The sequence below is a fragment of the Microbacterium phycohabitans genome (assembly GCF_032464935.1).
Lineage (GTDB): Bacteria > Actinomycetota > Actinomycetes > Actinomycetales > Microbacteriaceae > Microbacterium > Microbacterium phycohabitans.
This window is the reverse complement of record NZ_JAWDIT010000002.1, coordinates 32,693-49,560: the sequence shown is the minus strand read 5'-3', so window position 1 is coordinate 49,560 and position 16,868 is coordinate 32,693. Positions and strand designations below refer to the sequence as shown.

Sequence of the window (16,868 nt, the reverse complement as noted above, 5' to 3'; positions counted from 1 at the left end):
GCTCAGCCCCCGTGCCGCACCTGCGCGTAGGCGTCGAGGGCGCGCTTGCGGGTCTCGCCGAGGTCGACCATCGGCTCCGGCGGACTCTCGCCGAGGTACTCCGGCGCCCACTCCCGCACGTAGGCGTCGTGCGGATCGAACTTCTTGCGCTGCGTGTCGGGGTTGAAGACGCGGAAGTACGGAGCAGCATCGGCGCCGGACCCCGCGACCCACTGCCAGTTGAAGGGGTTGCTCGCGGCATCCGCGTCGACCAAGCAATCCCAGAACCACTGCTCGCCGTGCCGCCAGTCGATCAGCAGGTTCTTGATGAGGAAGGATGCCGTGACCATGCGCACGCGATTGTGCATGACGCCGGTCTTCCACAGCTGTCGCATCCCCGCGTCCACGACGGCGACCCCGGTCTCGCCCTTCTGCCACGTCTCGAGGTGCGAGCGGTTGAGCTTCGGCCAGGGGAAGTCGTCGAAATTGCGCCGCCAGTTCACGGTGGCGATGTCGGGCGAGTGGTACGTCACGTGCCACGCGAACTCGCGCCACACGATCTCGGAGAGAAAGCCGCTCGCGCTCTGCGCGTGCTGCCCCGACCCCTTGTGCTCGAGGGTGTCGTGCCACACCTGGTACGGGCTGAGCTCTCCCCAGCGCAGACGCGGCGACAGGTTCGACGTCGCGCCTCCGGCGAATTCGTCACGGTATTTCGAGTAGTCGCCGAGGTCGTCGTCGAGGAACTCCCTCAGACGCGCCTTCGCAGCCGGCTCACCCGGCTCCCACATCTCGCGCAGCCCGCCGGCCCAGTCGGGCTTCGTCGGCAGCAGGCCCCACGACGACAGGTCGTCGGAGTCGATGGATGCCGACACCCCCGGCACCTTGCGGGCCTCGGGCAGGGGCGGGCGCGGCGCGGGCAGCTTCTGCACCGCGCGCGAAAACGGGCTGTACACGCCGTACGGCTTGTCGGACTGCGTGCGCACGGTCCACGGCTCGTACAGCAGGTTCGCCGCGAACGACGCCACGGTCACGCCGTCGTCGCGCAGTTTCTCCTTGATGCCGGCGTCGATCTCGCGCTCTGCCCCGCCGTAGCGACGGTTCCAGAACACGGCGCCGGCGCCGATCTCGTCGACCAGCGCCGGAAGCACCTTCGCCGCCGCGCCCCGCCGCAGCACGAGCGATGAGCCGCGTTCGCTCAGGCGCTCGCCGAGGGATGCCAGCGATCCGTGCAGCCACCACCGCGCCGCTCCGCCGATCTCGCGCACGCCGTCGGATTCCTCGTCGAGCACGTACAGCGCCACGATCGGCTCGTCGCGGTCGAGCGCGGCGCGCAGCGCGGGGTTGTCGGTCAGGCGCAGGTCGTCACGGAACCACACGATCGAAGGCGTTGCCATTCCCCGACGCTATCCACCACGGCATCCGCCCCTCCGGGCTTGACACCCGCTCACGGCCGCTCCCCATGGGCCGCGCCGTCGCCGAGATCACCCATCCCTGCCGAGAGCACCCGAGACTCGACGTCGAAGCAAGGGATCTCGGCCGACTTATGTCATCTCGCCGGATGCCGGATGCCGCGTTCGCCGTCGGAACGCCGCGCGTCAGAGCGACGACGTGTCGTGCCCCTTCGGCAGCGCCACGATGAGACCGCCCGCGACGATGCGCGTGTAGATGCGCGTCGCCTCGCCGAACTCGTCGCCGTCGAGCTCGATCGGCTGCGCGGGGGCGGTCGCGAGCTCTATGCCCGTGCCCCGGAGATAGCGCACCGAGGAGTCCTTGCGGCGCTCGAGCACGCGGCGGCCGGCGCGGAACTTGCGCAGCACCGAGTTGTCCCACACGATGCTCCGCCACACGCCCAGCCAGCCCCACACCCCGGTCGGCTGGAGCACGGCCACGTCGAGGCGGCCATCGGCGATCGAGGCGTCGGGGATCAAGGCCACGCCGCCCTGGAGGGCGCCGCAGTTCGCGAAGAGCACGCTGTGCACCTTCGCCGAGTGCAGTCGGTGACCGTTCAGCTGGTACATCACACGGAACGGCTTCGCGCCCACGAGGGAGCGGGCGGCGCCGTCGACGTAGGCGACCCAACCGACCTGCTTCTTCAGGTCGTCGCGGGTGTTCTGGATCATCGCGGCGTCCAGGCCCATTCCGGCCATGACCGAGAACCCGTGTTCCTCGACCCCGCCGTCGGCGCGGCGGATACGGGCCAGCCCGGTGTCGATCGATTGGATGTCGCCCTCGAAGGTCGCGCGGATCATCGCGTCGGTGTCGGCGAGCGGGAGGTTCAGGTTGCGCGCGAGGAGGTTGCCCGTTCCGCTCGGCACGATCGTGAGCGGGACGCCCGTGGAGGTGAGCGCCTCGGCCACGGCGCGTACGGTGCCGTCGCCGCCGGCCACGAGCACGGCATCCACCTTCTCGTCGAGGGCGGCGCGGGTGGCGTCGTCGCCGAGGTCGTCGACGGTCGTCTCGTAGAAGAGGGGCTCGGCCCAGCCGGCCGCGGCCGCGAGCTCGGCCACGCGGGCGCGCAGGGTCTCCGGATCCACCTTGGTCGGGTTGTAGACGAGGGCGGCGCGCTTGGCCTCGGCGCGTTCGGCGTCCATGGGAGCCTCGGAGCCCTCGGCATCCACGCGCTGCGCCTTGCCGGGCAGGTCGGCCGACGAATCCGGGTCGATGTCCTCGGGCTGATGGATGACGTCGTCGGGCTCCGCCGCGTCTTTGGGGTGGGGTGCGTCCTTGCGGGGGTGGTCGTCGGTGTCGTCGGCGAGCCGCGCGGACTCGAAGTGCTCGCTCGACCCGTCTGCGGCGGCGGCGTCGGCTTTCACCTCGGCGGGCGCGTCGGAGGGGACGTTCTCGGGGGACTCCGCGTCGTCACGCGGCTCGTCAGGGGCGGCCATGGCTCCACCATAGGACCGCGGGGGTCGCCCGACCGGGCCGGACGGGTGGGCTTGACGACCGGATGCCGCACGACCATGCCCCGCGCGGACACGCCCGGGGTTCCGCGCCCGAGCGCGGCCCGCGCGAGGCGGAAGGAGCGGTCGGGAGCGACCGTAGGATGGACGCGTGATCGACCTGACTCTGCTGCGTGAAGATCCCGAGCTCGTGAAGCGCTCCCAGATCGCCCGCGGGGAGTCGCCGGATTCGGTGGACGAGGCCCTCGCCGCCGACCGCGACCGCCGCGCCGCCATCACCGCCTTCGAAGAGCTGCGCGCCGCGCAGAACGCGCACGGCAAGCGCGTCGCGCAGGCCCCGAAAGACGAGAAGGCCGCTCTCGTCGCCGAGGCCAAGCAGCTCAGCGAGCAGGTCAAGGCCGCGCAGCACGCCGTGACCGCCGCCGAAGAGGCCGCCGAGGCTGCGCTGTCGAAGATCGAGAACATCGTGCTCGAGGGCGTGCCCGCGGGCGGTGAAGACGACTTCGTCACGCTCCGGACCCACGGCGAGGTCCCCTCCTACGACTTCACGCCCCGCGATCACCTCGAGATCGGCGAGCTGCTCGGCGCGATCGACATGGAGCGCGGCACGAAGGTCTCGGGCAGCCGCTTCTATTTCCTCACCGGCATCGGCGCGCGCCTCGAGCTCGCGCTCATGACCCTCGCCCTCGACCGAGCGCTGCAGGCCGGCTTCACGCCCATGATCCCGCCGACGCTCGTGCGGCCCGAGGTCATGCGCGGCACCGGTTTCCTCGGCCAGCACGCCGACGAGGTGTACCACCTGCCCAAGGAGGACCTCTACCTCGTGGGCACGAGCGAGGTCCCCCTCGCCGGCTACCACATGGACGAGATCCTCGACCTCGAGCGCGGGGCGAAGCGCTACGCCGGGTGGTCCACGTGCTACCGCAGCGAGGCCGGCTCCTACGGCAAAGACACCCGTGGCATCATCCGCGTGCACCAGTTCAACAAGCTCGAGATGTTCGTCTACACCGACCCCGCGGATGCCGAGGCCGAGCACGACCGTCTGGTCGCCATGCAGGAGGGCATGCTGCAGGACCTCGGGCTGGCCTACCGCGTGATCGACGTCGCCGCGGGCGACCTCGGGTCGAGCGCCGCGCGCAAGTTCGACATCGAGGCCTGGGTCCCGACCCAGGACGCGTATCGCGAGCTCACGAGCACCTCGAACTGCACGACGTACCAGGCGCGGCGCCTCGACACCCGCTTCCGTCCCGCCGACGGCGGCAAGACGCAGCCGGTCGCGACCCTCAACGGCACCCTCGCCACCACCCGCTGGATCGTCGCGCTGCTCGAGACGCATCAGCGCGAAGACGGCTCGGTCACCGTGCCCGAGGTCCTCCGGCCCTACCTGGGCGGCCTCGAGGTCATGGAGCCGATCGCATGACCGACGAGGCCGCACTCCCCGCCACCGGCGCCGTCGAGAGCGCCCCGAAGCAGGAGGCGGCCGACGTCGTCGCCGACCTGGCCGACGAGGCCCGTGTCGAGCGCATGCTCATCGCGCTCGACATCGACGGCACCGTCCTGCTCGAAGACGACAGGCTCAGCCCCGGTGTGGTCGACGCCGTCGCCCACGCGCAATCGGTCGGTCACGAGGTCATGCTCGCCACCGGTCGCAGCTGGGACAGCACCCACACGATCATGGAGCGCCTCGGCATCCGTCCCGAGTACGCCGTGTGCTCGAACGGCGCGATCGTGATGCGACGCGACGGCGATGGGGGCGACTACCGGCGCGCCCACGTCGAGACCTTCGACCCCTCCGAAGTGCTGACGCTGCTCGGCGAGCACCTGGCGGGTGCGCACTTCCTCGTCGAGCTTCCCGACGGCAAGCGACTGTTCACCGACTACCTCGACGACTGGAATCTCGAGGGAGCCAACAAGGTGACCTTCGCGGAGCTGTCGGGTCAACCGGTGTGCCGCGTCGTCGTGGTGGCTCCCGAGCAGACCGACCAGGACTTCCTCGAGCTGGTCGAGCGCATCGGACTCAGCCAGGTGTCGTACGCGATCGGCTGGACCGCGTGGCTCGACATCGCCCCCCAGGGCGTCGACAAGTCCACCGCGCTCGAGCTCGTGCGCGGGTGGCTGGGCATCGCTCCCGAGCGCGTGCTGGTGATGGGCGACGGCCGCAACGACATCGAGATGATGCAGTGGGCGGTCCGCAACGGCGGTCGCGCGATCGCGATGCACCAGGGTCCGCCCGAGGTGCACGCCGCCGCGGGCGAGGTCGGTCTGTCGGTCACCGAGGGCGGCGTCGCCGCGATCCTCCGCGCGCTCTGACCCGCCGGTTCCATCAGGAACCCCACGCCTCCCTCGCCGCCGCGCGCAGCGATCGGGCGTCCGCCCGATCCAACGCCCGGCAACCCCGCTGAGAGGCCGCCCGAGCGGCATCCCGGAACTCGTGCGCGTGAGCGGGAGCGGATGCCGCGAGCGAGGCGAGACACTTCTGCAGGCGCACCTGCACCTCCACGTCGGCTGCGCCGTCGCGCGCGAGCGGGCGGAAGGCGTCGTCGATGAGATCGCGCAGTCGCGTCGGGGTGACGAAGACGTGCTCGTGCACGACCTCGTCGTCGGGTCGCGTCGACAGGCCTGTCGTGAAGACCCGCTGCAGGGCGGCGATCACCTCGATCGCGGTCCCGGGGTCGTTCGTGGCCGCCGACAGGGCGCGACTGCCGATCTCGGTGAGGGCGATGACGCCGAACCGCGGATCCTGCTCGAACGTGCGGTGGTGCTCGATGCGGAACGCCCGGCGGATGCCGGCGCGCACGTCGTCGTCCGCGTCTCCCACGACCGCGGCCAGCGGCATCCGCGCATCGGCGATACGACCGGCGGTCGCGCGCACGTGGATCTCGACCTCGTGCTGGGTCGCGAGCCGGTCGAGCCCGGCCACGTCGACATGTGTGACGTATCCGACCTCGTCGGCGTGGACGGCCACAGCATCCGGGGGGACGGTGATGCCGCGTCGGGCGCCGAGGGTCGGTGCTTCCGCGTGCAGTTCGAGGGAGGTGGTGGCCGCCTTCTCCACGCGGTCGATCACGTCGGCCATGCGCCCGAAGGTGGCGAGGTGCGAGATCCAGCGCAGCAGCGTGAAGACGACGATGACGATGACGACGAGCGTCGCGACGAACAGGATGGTCCGCCCCTGGCGGCCGTAGTACCCCGTGGAGAGGGCGACGATCCCGACGAGCGAGAAGGCGAAGGCGCCGACGAACGTCGAGACGGCGTTCTGCGACGTGGGGTCGGCGATCAGCAGCTGCGTCGAGCGCGGGGTGGCGGTGGTGGTCGCCGACGAGAACGCGGTGACCATCGCGGTCACCGAGAAGGTGCTCGCCGTCAGCATCGCCGTGGCGATGATCTGCAGCAGCGAGTCCACCGCGCCGTCGGCGAGGCCGAAGCTGAATGAGAAGGGCAGAAGCGGGCCGACGAACCGGGCGGCCAGGGCCACGGCGATCGCGATCAGCGTGAACAGGGCCGCCCGCACCCACACCTGCCGCCCGAGGCGGAGGAAGAAGGATGCCAGGGTGCTGCGCGTCGAGGGGGCCATCTCGCCGACGATAGTCAGCCCGTTTCCCCTCCGCCCGGGGCTGGACGCGCCCTCGCGGACTCGTCGGTAGACTCGGGTCGTCCAGGAGGGTTGTCCGAGCGGCCGATGGACCTGGTCTTGAAAACCAGTGGGCAGCAATGTCCCGTGGGTTCGAATCCCACACCCTCCGCAACGAAGAACGGCGGGCCCCGCAGGGGTCCGCCGTTCTTCGTCATGACCGGCTGAGCGGGAGTCGAACGACGTTGGGCCCACGCCGCCGGAGGCTCCGCGCGTCGCGGAGCGGCGCGTGGAGGGGCGGTGGGGAGAATCCCACACCCTCCGCAACGAAGAACGGCGGGCCCCGCAGGGGTCCGCCGTTCTTCGTCATGACCGGCTGAGCGGGAGTCGGGCGACGTCGGGCCCACGCTGAACGGGTGAAACGCCAGGTCTTCACGGCATTCACAGCCGCGGATCCCTAGTATTGCCACGACTTCCGGCTGCCGCGCCGGGGTCGACGTGCTGCCGGGCCGGTGGCATCCGTCGTGAAAGGACCCGAGTGAGCAAGACGAACACCCCGCGCGGTCAGAGGACCGTCGCCCGCCACGGGCGGCTCACCTCGCCCGGGCCGCTCGGCCAGCTGTTCCGCGGTCTCGCCATCGTGCTCGCCGTGCTCCTCGTCTCGGGGGGAACGGTGCTGGCGTACGCGGCGGTCGACCTGACCCGCAGCTTCACCGCCGACGCCGTCGAACTGAAGAACCAGCCGGCTGTTCCGCCCGACCTCGGAGAGCTCAAGGGCGGCGTGAACATGCTGCTCATCGGCACCGACGAGTGCGAGCCCGACTTCGCGCAGCTCTTCGGCGACCGGTGCACCGGAGCCGACTCGGAGGGCAGCCTCAACGACGTCAACATGCTCGTGCACATCTCTGATGCGCCGCGCCGCGTGACCGTCATCTCGTTCCCGCGCGACCTCATGGTGCCGATCCCCTCCTGCACCGACAAGGACGGCGTCGAGCACTCGGCGATGAGCAAGCAGCAGATCAACAGCGCTTACTCCTACGGCGGACTCTCGTGCGTCGTGCAGACGATCTCCGAGCTCAGCGGTCTCGAGATCCCCTTCGCGGCGAAGGTCAGCTTCGGCGGCGTCATCAACATCACGGATGCCATCGGCGGCGTCGACGTCTGCATCGCCAACGGCATCAAGGACCCCTACACGGGCATCGACTGGCCCGCCGGAATGCGCACCGTGGTCGGTCTCGACGCCCTGCAGTTCCTGCGCACCCGTCACGGCGTCGGCGACGGCGGCGACCTCGGCCGCATCTCGAACCAGCAGCAGTACATGTCGCGCCTGGCGAACAAGCTCAAGAGCCAGGAAGTGCTCTCGAACCCGGCGACGCTGTACAAGCTGGCCTCGACCGCGCTGCGCAACGTCGATCCGTCGACGTCTCTGACCAACCCGCTGACGCTCGTGCAGATCGCCTCCGCGGTCAAGGACGTCCCCTTCAGCGAGATCGTCTTCATCCAGTACCCGACCTACACCGACCCGTACGACGCGAACCGCGTGGTCCCCGACAGCGAAGACGCAGACACCCTGTGGGCGGCCCTGGCCGCGAACCAGCCCCTGCAGCTGTCGGGCAACCTCAGCGACGGCAACGGCGTGATCGCGGAGGAGAACGCCACGCAGGCGCCGACCGACGCCGCGACTCAGGCGCCGTCCGACGCCCCGACCGCGAGCGCCGACCCGACCCCGACCCCCGGATCGACCTCCGGCACGGTCGTGCTCCCCGAGGGCATCGCGGGCCAGACCGCCGCGCAGGCGACCTGCTCGAACGGCAACGTGCGTCAGTGACGCCCGGCCCCGCCGCCCGGCATCCGGACCTCGGTTTCGGATGCCGGGCGGCATCCGGTTAGTATTGACCGGTGTGCTCGCGCCGCAAGGCTCGATCACCTGGAGACGTCGCATAGTCAGGCCTAGTGCACCACCCTGCTAAGGTGGAGTCCCCGTAAGGGGACCGAGGGTTCAAATCCCTCCGTCTCCGCAGAAAAAGCCCCGGTTCGCCGGGGCTTTTCTCGTTCCCGGATGCCGTCGGCCGCGCCGACCACCGGGTTCTACCCGCGCCGCAGCTCCACGGCGCTGAGTCCCGGCATCCCGAGCCAGGAACGACCGTCCGGGGCATCGACGACCGTGAGAAGCACCGCGTCGCAGGATCGGCACCGCACGACGGCGCCCATCGCGGAGGCGTAGACGGCGGCCGTGGCGAGCAGACCGCGGAGTCCGCAGTGCGTGCAGCGCACCTCGGAGCCGGTGGCATCCCACCCCAGAAGGTCGTCGAGGCGCCCGGCCAGGGCGTTGCCGTCGAGAAGGGCCATCACGAACCTCCGAACCTCTCCGTGCGGATGCGGGCGGGGTCGTGGCCTGCGTCGATGAGCCAGCCCGCGACGGCCTCGACGAACGGGGTGGGTCCGCACACGTAGACGCGGGGATTGTTCTGCGGCGGCGCCACCGCGGCAGCGAGGCGTTCCGGGGTGAGCCGGCCCGGCGGCACCTGCGCCCCGGGCGGCGCCTGGCGCGTGTAGACCAGGTCGAGGGTGAGCCGCTCGCCCGCGAGGGCGTCGAGCTCGTCCGAGAAGAACGCGTCGTCGGGGGAGCGGACCGAGTACAGCAACCGGAACTCCGCCTCGTCGCCGCTCGCCGCGTGAGCGGATGCCATCGCGAACAACGGCACCACCCCCGACCCTCCCGCGATGAGCTGCACCGGCGAGGGGTCGCCCGACGGCATCCACACGAAGAACGCCCCGAGTGGGCCGTGCACCTCGATCTGATCGCCGACGCGGAGGTCGCGCACGAGGAAGGGCGAGACCTCGCCGTCTGGCACTTCGTCGACCGCGAGCGTGATCCGCGGGCCTTCGCCCGACGACGCGATCGAGTACGACCTGCTCGCCTGATACCCGTCGGGCGCGGTCAGGCGCACGTCGAGGTGCGAGCCCGCGTCGTTGCCCGGCCAGGTCGGGACCTCGAGCTCGATCCGGCGTGCGGTCGAGGTCTCGGGCCGCGTGTCGGCGACGGTCGCGACGTGCCAGGATGCCGTGCGCCGGCTCACCCGTAGCGTTCCTCACGCCACGGGTCGCCGTGCAGGTGGTAGCCGTTCTGCTCCCAGAACCCGGGCTTGTCGGTCGGCATCGTGATGAGGCCCTGCACCCACTTCGCGCTCTTCCAGAAGTACAGGTGCGGAACGAGCAGACGGGCGGGGCCGCCGTGTTCGGGCGTGAGGGGCGCTCCATCGGCCTCGAAGGCGATCCAGCTCCTGCCGCCGAGGAGGTCGTCGAGGGCGACATTGGTCGTGTACCCGCCGAACGAGTGCACCATCACGTAGCGGTGGGCGGTGTCGACCTCGGCGAAGATCCGGTCGAGCGAGACGCCGCGCCACGGCATGTCGAGCTTGGTCCAGTGCGTGACGCAGTGGATGTCGACGGTGATGTCCTCCATACCGAGGGCCTGCAGCTCGTCACGGGTCCAGCGGTGCGCGCCGTTCTCGGTGCCGACGGCGAACTCCCACTCGTCGTCGGCGATACGGGGAGTCGGCCCGGCCGACAGCACGGGCCAGTCGCCCACGAGCGTCTGGCCCGGAGGGAGGCGGGGATCGCGCTCCCGACGGCGGCCGCCGAAGCCTCGAGTGATGAATGACATGCGCTTCCCCCTGCCGATCCCGTGAGCATCACCCTAATGAGAGCCGACGCGTGTCAACAGGGGCAGGTGCCCGCCGCCCGTCATCGTGGGCACCCGCTAGTGTCGTCCCGCGGCGTGCACGCGTCGCATCCCTCACCCCCGGGAGATACGCATATGTCGGTCGGTCTGCTCGCCGTCGTCGATGACATCCTCAGCGCGGCGATGCGCGCGAGCGCGAAAACGGCCGGAGTCGTGATCGACGACGCGGCGGTGACGCCGCAGTACGTCCAGGGGCTCACTCCCGCCCGGGAGCTGCCCGTGGTGTGGAAGATCGCGCTCGGCAGCATCATCAACAAGTACGTGATCATCATCCCGATCGCGCTGCTGTTGACCGCCTTCGCGCCGTGGGTGCTGCCCTACCTGCTCATCATCGGCGGCTGCTTCCTCTGCTTCGAGGGCGCCGAGAAGGTGCTCGAGTGGTTCGGGGCGGGCCACGGCGAGCACGAATCCGACGAACCCCGCGACGAGAAGAAGCTCGTCCTCGGCGCGGTGCGCACCGACCTCATCCTCAGCACCGAGATCATGCTCATCGCCCTCTCCAGCCTCGACCCGGGCCTGAGCATCTGGATGACGCTGGCCTCCCTTCTCGTGATCGGCCTGGCCATGACGCTCGTCGTCTACGGCGCCGTCGCGCTCCTGGTGAAGGTGGATGACATCGGGCTCCGGTTCATGAAGAGTCCCTCACGCGGCGTCCGTCGCTTCGGGGTGCGGGTCGTGGCATCCATGCCCGCGGTGTTCCGCGTGATCAGCGTCATCGGCACCGTCGCGATGCTGTGGGTCGGCGGTCACCTCGTGCTGCAGAACCTCGAGGAGACGTTCTGGGCCGGCCCGTACGAGCTCGTCCACCTCGTCACGCACGCGATCGAGGCGGCGGGGCCGGTGATCGTGTGGATCGTGGAGACGGCGATGTCGGCGATCTTCGGACTGGTGCTCGGCCTGATCATCGTCGGGATCGTCACGGGGGTCCAGCGCGTCGCACGCCGCGGTGAGCCGGCCGCGCACTGAGGCCCAGGCGTCGCCGGTGCTCCGCCCCACGGCCGGACGCGAGGTCGCGCCCGCACCACGCGATGTCGCCGAGCGCACCCGCCGCGGCGTGCGACGTGGCGCGTTTGATCGGACGCCCCGTCCGCGGGGTGCGGGTCAGTCGAGCCGCGAGTGCTCGCCCAGGCGGTGCCACGCGCGGTTGTGGTACACCAGTGCGGCTCCCGGCTCGCCCGGCTCGAGGTCGCGTTCGACGTCGACCTGCAGGGCCTGAGCGGCGATGACGGTGGAGCCGCCGGCATCCATGCGGCTGACGATCTTGCAGCGCAGCCACGCCCGCACGCCGTGGTACACCGGCTCGCCCGTCGCCAGGCGCGACCAGGTCGAGGTGTCGGCGAAGCGATCGAGTCCGCTCGTGGCTCCGGCGCGGGCGAGGCCGATGTCTTCGGCGTCGAGCAGGTGCACCACGATCGTGTCGGCGGCGATGATCGTCGGCGTCGCCGATGACAGGGCCGACACCGAGAAGATCAGCAGCGGCGGGTCGGCGCTGACCGACGACACGCTCGACGCGGTGAGGGCGACGGGGCCGTTCTCGCCGTAGGCGGTGATGACCGCGATGCCGCCGGGGTGGCCGCGGAACGCGCGCTTGAAGTCGTCCGCCGAGACCGAGGTGCCGATGGCGGGCGTGCTCTCCGGGGTGCTGTGCGGAAGCGAAGTCATACCTACGACGGTAGGCGTTCGCGGGTGAACCGGCGCCGTCCGGCGCAACACGGGGAAACGCTCCTCTTCGAGAGAAACCTCCCGTCTTGGCATTTGTGAGGCTTCACATTTACCGATCCGTGATGTCAGAGGGCCTGTTTTTACTTGACAGCGCCCTTTGTGTGAGCGCTAACATTCCCACACGGCTCACCCGAGGGGCTGCATCACATGAACCGGCATCGGAGCCGGCGAAACGAGGAGGTTTCATCATGAAGGCGAAGAAGATCATCACGGGGATCGCGCTGGTCGGAGCGATCGCGTTCACGGCGACCGGTTGCGCCGGTGGCGGCGGCAGCGCGGGTGGCGGCGGTGACGGCGTCATCACCGTCGGCTTCGCGCAGACCGGGTCGGAGAGCGGCTGGCGCAGCGCCAACACCGAGTCGATGAAGGAGGCGTTCAGCGAGGCCAACGGCTTCAACCTGATCTTCAACGCGGCCGACAACAAGCCGGAGGCGCAGATCGCCGCCGTGCGCAGCTTCATCAACCAGGGCGTCGACGCCATCGTGCTCGCCCCCATCGTCACCGACGGCTGGGACGACGTGCTGAAGGAGGCGAAGGATGCCAACATCCCCGTCATCCTCGAAGACCGCACCGTCTCGGCATCCGAGGATCTGTACGCGAGCTGGATCGGCCTCGACTTCGAGAAGGAGGGCGAGACCGCCGGCAAGTGGGTCGCCGACAACTTCGGATCGACCCCCACCAACATGGTCGTGCTCGAGGGGACGACCGGTTCGTCGGCGGCGACCGACCGGGCCACCGGCTTCGACTCGGCCGTCAAGGGCACCGACATCACGGTCCTCGACTCGCAGACCGGCAACTTCACCCGCGCCGACGGCAAGACGGTCATGGAGGGCTTCCTGCAGAAGTACGGCTCGCAGATCAACCTGCTCTTCGCACACAACGACGACATGGGTCTCGGCGCCCTCGAAGCCATCAAGGCCGCGGGCATGAAGCCCGGCACCGACATCAAGATCGTCACCATCGACGCGGTGAAGGACGGCATGACCGCCCTCTCCAACGGCGAGTTCAACTACATCGTCGAGTGCAACCCGCTGCTGGGGGAGAAGACCGCCGAGGTCGTGAAGAAGGTCGTCGCGGGGGAGTCCGTCGACAAGAGCTACATCGTCGAGGACCAGGCGTTCGACCAGGAGCAGGCCAAGAAGGTTCTCGACAGCCGCCCCTACTGATCGCGGCTCCGGTGCCGCCGACTCCCCTCGGCGGCACGGATCCCTCGCTGCAGATCCCTCCCCGCGTGCGGGGCCGGTCACCCGGCCCCGCACGCTCCACCGCTCTTCAGAAAGCGATCGAGCATGACAAGCGAACGTGCCGCCGTCGTGGCCATGCGCGGCATCAGCATCCGATTCCCCGGGGTGAAGGCGCTCGACGGCGTCGACTTCACCCTCTATCCGGGAGAGGTGCACTCCCTCATGGGGGAGAACGGCGCCGGGAAGTCCACCCTCATCAAGGCCCTCACCGGTGTCTACGGCATCGACGAGGGATCCATCCGTGTCGACGGCGACGAGCGTCAGTTCCGCTCGACCGCCGACGCCCAAGCCGCGGGCATCGCGACCGTCTACCAGGAGGTCAACCTCTGCCAGAACCTCACCGTGGGTGAGAACGTGATGCTCGGCGAGGAGGTGCGCCGGGCCGGAGTCGTCGACTGGCGGGCGACGCACACCGCCGCAGCGACCCACCTGGCCGAGCTCGGGGTGCACATCGACACCCGCTCGATCCTGGCCAGTCACTCCATCGCGGTTCAGCAGCTGGTCGCCATCAGCCGCGCGATGGTGGTCGACACCAAGGTGCTCGTGCTCGACGAGCCCACCTCCAGCCTCGACCGGGGCGAGGTCGAGCAACTGTTCGGCGTGATCCGCGACCTCCGCGACAAGGGCGTCGCGATCCTCTTCGTCTCGCACTTCCTCGACCAGATCTACGAGATCTCCGACCGCCTCACGGTGCTGCGCAACGGCGCGCTCGTGGGGGAGTACCCCGTGGGCGAGCTCGGTCGCGAGCAACTCGTCGCCAAGATGATCGGCCGCGAGCTCGGAGAGCTGGATGCCATCTCGGCCAGCGCCGAACGATCGATCGACCGCTCGGGCATCCCCGTGCTCCGCGCGAGCGGCCTCGGACGCAAGAACGCGCTCGAGCCCGTCGACCTCGACGTGTACGGGGGCGAGATCGTCGGACTCGCGGGCCTGCTGGGATCCGGCCGTACGGAGCTCGCCCGCCTCCTCGCCGGCGCGGATCGCGCCGACGAGGGCACGATCGAGGTCGCGGGGACGCCGGCGCGCACCGGCTCGCCTCGGCACGCCCTCGACCGGGGCATCGCGTTCTCGTCGGAGGACCGACGCGCCGAGGGGATCGTGGGCGACCTCACGGTGGCCGAGAACATCATCCTCGGCGTCCAGGCCCGGCGCGGGCCGCTGCGCCGCATGAAGGCGGCCGAGAAGCAGGCGCTCGTCGACGAGTACATCACCGCCCTCGGCGTGCGGCCGGCCAACCCCGACGCGCTCATCCGCAACCTCTCCGGCGGCAACCAGCAGAAGGTGCTGCTCGCCCGCTGGCTGGCCACGGCCCCCGAGCTCCTGGTGCTCGACGAACCGACCCGCGGTATCGACGTGGGCGCCAAGGCCGACATCCAGCGCAAGGTCGCCGAGCTCGCCGAGAAGGGTCTCGCCGTCGTCTTCATCTCCTCCGAGCTCGAGGAGGTGCTGCGCATCGCGCAGCGCGTGGCCGTTCTGCGCGACCGTCGTAAGATCGGCGAGCTCGCCACCCTCGACGTCGACCTCGACGGCCTGGTGGCCTACATCGCCGACGGGCAGCCCGAGGGCGCCCCCGTCACCGTCCCCGAGACACCGTCGTCCGATCGGGAGAAGATCGCATGAAGAGATTCCTCACTCACCGCCTCGTCTGGCCGATCGCGGCGCTGATCGCCCTCATCGCGATCAACACGATCTCGCGGCCGTCCTTCCTCAGCGTCACCGTGCAGAACGGTCAGTTCTACGGGTCGCTCATCGACATCCTGCGCAACAGCGCGCCCCTGATGCTCGTCGCCCTCGGCATGACGCTGGTCATCGCCACCCGGGGCATCGACCTCTCGGTGGGCGCGATCATGGCGGTCTCCGGAGCGGTGGCGCTGACGATCATCGAGGCCGCCCCCGACTCCGGCAACCTCGGCGTCGTCTTCACCGCAATCGCCGCCGCCGTCGGCGTCGCCCTGCTGCTCGGCGTCTGGAACGGCTTCCTCGTGTCGGTGCTCGGCATCCAACCGATCATCGCCACCCTCGTGCTGATGCTCGCGGGCCGCGGCGTCGCCCTGCTCATCACGGGCGGGTTCATCACGACGATCAACAGCGACCCCTACAAGTTCATCGCGGGCGGGTACGTGCTGGGGCTGCCCTTCGCGTTCTTCGTGGCCCTCGCGGCGGTGGTCGTGGTGGGCGTGCTCGAACGGCGCACGGCGCTGGGCATGCTCACCGAGGCGGTGGGCATCAATCCCGAGGCCAGCCGCCTCGCGGGCGTGCGCTCGCGCGGCATCATCTGGGGCGCCTACATCGCCAGCGGCGCGCTCGCCGGGATGGCCGGCATCCTCTACAGCTCGAACATCATGGCCGCCGATGCGAACGCGGCCGGCCTCTACATCGAACTGGATGCCATCCTCGCCGTCGTCCTGGGCGGTACCTCGCTCGCGGGCGGCAAGTTCAGCATCGCGGGCACGGTCGTCGGCGTCTTCACCATCCAGACGCTCAAGAGCACCATCACCTTCCTGGGCGTGCCGCCCGCGGTCAGTCCGGTGTTCATGGCCGCGGCCGTGCTGGTGGTCGTGCTGCTGCAGTCGCGCCGCTTCCGCGCGTTCCTCCACACGGCCGGCCGCAGCGCCGTCCGCCCCCTGTCCCGTCGTCCCGATGCGAAGGTGCTGTCCTGATGGCCACTCTCACCGAAGAGCGCCGCGCGGCCACCGTGCCCGTGAGCCCCTACCGCCGTTTCCTCAGCCGCCACGTCTCGTGGGTGCCGGTGTTCGCGGCCGTCGTCATCCTCGTCGTCATGATCGCCGGGGCGATGTGGTGGTTCCCCAACTTCCAGCTGCCCCGCATCCTGTCGTCGATCCTCCTCGACAACGCCTATCTGCTCGTGCTGGCCGTGGGCATGACCTTCGTCATCCTGACCGGTGGCATCGACCTCTCGGTCGGCGCGGTCATGGCGTTCACCGGCATCCTGTGCGCGAAGATGCTGTCCGACGGGGTCCCGGTCGCTGTGGCCCTTCCCGCGATGGTCCTCATCGGCGCGGCGATCGGCCTGCTCATCGGAGTGCTCGTGCAGTTCTTCGACGTCCAGCCGTTCATCGCCTCGTTGATCGGCATGTTCCTCGCACGCGGCCTGGCGTTCGTCGTGAGCCTCGAGTCGATCAAGGTCGACAACGAGGGACTGCTGTGGTTGCAGTCCACGCGCTTCTCGTTCGCGGGCTGGTACATCACGCCGACCGGGGTGATCGCGCTGCTCACCGTCGCGATCGCGGCCTTCGTGCTGCGCTTTACGCGCTTCGGGCGGACCGTCTACGCGGTCGGCGGCAACGAGCAGTCGGCTCGGCTGATGGGGCTCCCGGTCGTGCGCGCCAAGCTGTCGGTCTACGTGATCAGCGGGGTGTGCGCCGGTCTCGCCGGCATCGTGCTGACCGCTTATTCGGGTGCGGGGTACCCCTTGAACGGCGTGGGGACGGAGCTCGACACCATCGCCGCGGTGGTCATCGGCGGCACGCTCCTCACGGGTGGCAGCGGCTTCGTCATCGGCTCGATGATCGGCGTGTTCGTCTACGGCCTCATCCGCACGATCATCTCGTTCTCCGGTGCCGAGCAGTCGTGGACGCGCATCACCGTCGGCGCGCTGCTGCTGCTGTTCGTCGTCGTCCAGCGCGTGATCGTCTCGCGGTCGGCGCTGCGGCGGTGACACGCTCTCGACGCGTTCGCACTCCCGC

At 69.8% G+C, this 16,868-nt stretch carries 15 protein-coding genes and 2 tRNA genes; 10 read left to right on the top strand and 7 right to left on the bottom strand.

Going from position 1 to position 16,868, the window contains the following annotated elements; translation table 11 throughout:
• Positions 1–2: 2 nt before the first annotated feature.
• A complete protein-coding gene (locus RWH44_RS04725) occupies positions 3–1,373 on the bottom strand; it encodes a cryptochrome/photolyase family protein (RefSeq protein ID WP_316003664.1) in 1,371 nt (456 codons plus the stop codon).
• Positions 1,374–1,574: 201 nt separating this feature from the next.
• Complete coding sequence (locus RWH44_RS04720; protein ID WP_316003663.1) at positions 1,575–2,864, bottom strand: diacylglycerol/lipid kinase family protein; 1,290 nt, start codon at positions 2,862–2,864, stop codon at positions 1,575–1,577.
• A 166-nt stretch (positions 2,865–3,030) separates the two neighbouring features.
• Here RWH44_RS04720 and serS point away from each other — a divergent pair, with 166 nt between their 5' ends.
• The gene (gene serS / locus RWH44_RS04715; RefSeq protein WP_316003662.1) at positions 3,031–4,299 is read left to right on the top strand and encodes a serine--tRNA ligase; all 1,269 of its coding nucleotides are present in this window, start codon (positions 3,031–3,033) and stop codon (positions 4,297–4,299) included.
• A complete protein-coding gene (locus tag RWH44_RS04710) occupies positions 4,296–5,189 on the top strand; it encodes an HAD family hydrolase (protein ID WP_316003661.1) in 894 nt (297 codons plus the stop codon). The genes serS and RWH44_RS04710 overlap by 4 nt, the downstream gene beginning before the upstream one ends.
• Positions 5,190–5,202: 13 nt before the next feature.
• On the opposite strand, the gene RWH44_RS04705 is transcribed toward RWH44_RS04710, so the two are convergent.
• A complete protein-coding gene (locus RWH44_RS04705) occupies positions 5,203–6,453 on the bottom strand; it encodes a DUF2254 domain-containing protein (RefSeq protein ID WP_316003660.1) in 1,251 nt (416 codons plus the stop codon).
• Positions 6,454–6,537: 84 nt separating this feature from the next.
• On the opposite strand from RWH44_RS04705, the gene RWH44_RS04700 reads away from it, so the two are divergent.
• The 3 genes from RWH44_RS04700 to RWH44_RS04690 all read left to right on the top strand — a co-directional run bounded on the left by RWH44_RS04700 (position 6,538) and on the right by RWH44_RS04690 (position 8,468).
• Positions 6,538–6,622: transfer RNA gene (locus RWH44_RS04700), tRNA-Ser, on the top strand.
• Between the two features lie 366 nt (positions 6,623–6,988).
• Positions 6,989–8,278: an LCP family protein gene (locus RWH44_RS04695; protein ID WP_316003659.1), complete on the top strand. Its 1,290-nt coding sequence runs from the start codon at positions 6,989–6,991 to the stop codon at positions 8,276–8,278.
• A gap of 101 nt (positions 8,279–8,379) precedes the next feature.
• A tRNA-Ser gene (locus tag RWH44_RS04690) sits at positions 8,380–8,468 on the top strand.
• A 70-nt stretch (positions 8,469–8,538) separates the two neighbouring features.
• On the opposite strand, the gene RWH44_RS04685 is transcribed toward RWH44_RS04690, so the two are convergent.
• Genes RWH44_RS04685 through RWH44_RS04675 form a run of 3 tightly spaced genes read right to left on the bottom strand, consistent with a single transcriptional unit; the run spans position 8,539 to position 10,117 of the window.
• On the bottom strand, positions 8,539–8,799 hold the full coding sequence (locus RWH44_RS04685; RefSeq protein ID WP_316003658.1) for a DUF6510 family protein: 261 nt from the start codon (positions 8,797–8,799) through the stop codon (positions 8,539–8,541).
• Positions 8,799–9,530 carry an FAD-binding oxidoreductase gene (locus tag RWH44_RS04680; RefSeq protein ID WP_316003657.1) on the bottom strand — a complete coding sequence of 244 codons (732 nt, stop codon included), beginning with the start codon at positions 9,528–9,530 and terminating at the stop codon, positions 8,799–8,801. The genes RWH44_RS04685 and RWH44_RS04680 overlap by 1 nt, the downstream gene beginning before the upstream one ends.
• Positions 9,527–10,117: a molybdopterin-dependent oxidoreductase gene (locus tag RWH44_RS04675; protein ID WP_316003656.1), complete on the bottom strand. Its 591-nt coding sequence runs from the start codon at positions 10,115–10,117 to the stop codon at positions 9,527–9,529. Before RWH44_RS04675 ends, RWH44_RS04680 begins: the two co-directional genes overlap by 4 nt.
• Before the next feature lie 153 nt (positions 10,118–10,270).
• Here RWH44_RS04675 and RWH44_RS04670 point away from each other — a divergent pair, with 153 nt between their 5' ends.
• Entirely contained in the window at positions 10,271–11,161 is an 891-nt protein-coding gene (locus RWH44_RS04670; protein WP_316003655.1) for a DUF808 domain-containing protein, read from the top strand.
• Between the two features lie 135 nt (positions 11,162–11,296).
• Here the strand turns inward: RWH44_RS04670 and RWH44_RS04665 are convergent, their stop codons facing one another.
• The gene (locus tag RWH44_RS04665; RefSeq protein ID WP_298875877.1) at positions 11,297–11,857 is read right to left on the bottom strand and encodes a flavin reductase family protein; all 561 of its coding nucleotides are present in this window, start codon (positions 11,855–11,857) and stop codon (positions 11,297–11,299) included.
• A gap of 248 nt (positions 11,858–12,105) precedes the next feature.
• On the opposite strand from RWH44_RS04665, the gene RWH44_RS04660 reads away from it, so the two are divergent.
• The 4 genes from RWH44_RS04660 to RWH44_RS04645 all read left to right on the top strand — a co-directional run bounded on the left by RWH44_RS04660 (position 12,106) and on the right by RWH44_RS04645 (position 16,840).
• Positions 12,106–13,083, top strand: a complete 978-nt coding sequence (locus RWH44_RS04660) for an ABC transporter substrate-binding protein (RefSeq protein WP_316003654.1) — start codon at positions 12,106–12,108, stop codon at positions 13,081–13,083.
• A 123-nt stretch (positions 13,084–13,206) separates the two neighbouring features.
• Positions 13,207–14,781, top strand: coding sequence for a sugar ABC transporter ATP-binding protein (locus tag RWH44_RS04655; RefSeq protein WP_316003653.1), 1,575 nt, complete (start codon positions 13,207–13,209; stop codon positions 14,779–14,781).
• The gene (locus RWH44_RS04650) at positions 14,778–15,821 is read left to right on the top strand and encodes an ABC transporter permease (protein ID WP_316003652.1); all 1,044 of its coding nucleotides are present in this window, start codon (positions 14,778–14,780) and stop codon (positions 15,819–15,821) included. The genes RWH44_RS04655 and RWH44_RS04650 overlap by 4 nt, the downstream gene beginning before the upstream one ends.
• Positions 15,821–16,840, top strand: coding sequence for an ABC transporter permease subunit (locus RWH44_RS04645; protein WP_316003651.1), 1,020 nt, complete (start codon positions 15,821–15,823; stop codon positions 16,838–16,840). The genes RWH44_RS04650 and RWH44_RS04645 overlap by 1 nt, the downstream gene beginning before the upstream one ends.
• Positions 16,841–16,868: the final 28 nt, after the last annotated feature.